This window comes from Streptomyces ipomoeae 91-03 (genome assembly GCF_000317595.1).
GTDB classification, from domain to species: domain Bacteria; phylum Actinomycetota; class Actinomycetes; order Streptomycetales; family Streptomycetaceae; genus Streptomyces; species Streptomyces ipomoeae.
On the sequence record NZ_AEJC01000344.1, the window covers coordinates 1 to 1,091 of the forward strand.

Annotated in this window: 2 protein-coding genes; both read left to right on the plus strand. The window is 69.0% G+C overall.

All coding sequences use genetic code 11. From position 1 onward, the window contains the following. Positions 1-40: 40 nt before the first annotated feature. Positions 41-739, plus strand: coding sequence for a demethylmenaquinone methyltransferase (locus STRIP9103_RS22265; protein WP_009318902.1), 699 nt, complete (start codon positions 41-43; stop codon positions 737-739). A gap of 239 nt (positions 740-978) precedes the next feature. Next, on the plus strand, positions 979-1,091 hold a 113-nt coding region (locus STRIP9103_RS46890; protein ID WP_009318904.1), incomplete at its 3' end, for a zinc-ribbon domain-containing protein.

The window sequence follows — 1,091 nt, forward strand, 5'->3', positions numbered from 1 at the left end:
CGGCCCGTGCCGCTGTGACCCGTACTGCCACAATGGGCCCGTGACCCGCGCATCCCTGGACAAGCAGCCGCACGAAGTCGCCTCGATGTTCGACCGAGTGGCGAAACGGTACGACCTGACCAACGACGTGCTGTCCCTCGGGCAGGACCGGCGCTGGCGCAAGGAGGTCGCGCGGGCGGTGGACGCCCGCCCCGCGCAGAAGGTCCTCGACCTCGCCGCTGGTACGGGCACCTCCTCGCTGCCCTTCGCGCAGACCGGCGCGTACGTCGTCCCGTGCGACTTCTCCCTCGGCATGCTCCGGGTCGGCAAGGAACGCACGTCCTGGCTGCCGTTCACGGCGGGCGACGCGACGAAGCTGCCGTTCAAGGACGACACCTTCGACGCGGTGACCATCTCCTTCGGCCTGCGGAACGTCCAGGACACGGACGCCGCGCTGCGCGAGATGTACCGGGTCACCAAGCCGGGCGGACGGGTCGTGATCTGCGAGTTCTCGCATCCGACGTGGACGCCGTTCCGGACCGTCTACAGCGAGTACCTGATGCGCGCGCTGCCGCCGGTCGCCCGCGCTGTGTCGTCCAACCCCGAGGCGTACGTCTATCTCGCCGAGTCCATCCGCGCCTGGCCCGACCAGCCGGGCCTCGCCGAGCGCCTCCGGAAGGCCGGCTGGAGCCGGGTCGCGTGGCGGAACCTCACGGGCGGTGTCGTCGCACTGCACCGGGGGTTCAAGGCCCACCCGTAGGACTCAAGACCCCTGCGTAGGACTCCGAAGGCCCCTGCGTAGGACTCCGTAGGACTCAAGGCCCCCGTAGGGCTCGGAGCCCACTCACAGGGTCCCCAAGGACTACTCGCGGGGCTCAAGTTCACTCGTATGAGGGGTACTCAAAAGGGATCCCCGTTGACGGGAACCGGTCAACAGAAAACTCCGTCCGTTGAATACGTCCGACTACGGCACGAGTTTTCTGGATGACGGAGCGTTCCATGACGTCGTACTGCCCGCACTGCGGCACGCCCGGCCCCGACGAGGCCCGCTTCTGCATGAAGTGCGGGCGGGAACGCGGACCGGCCGAGGGCGCCGAGTCGGGCGGGGCCGG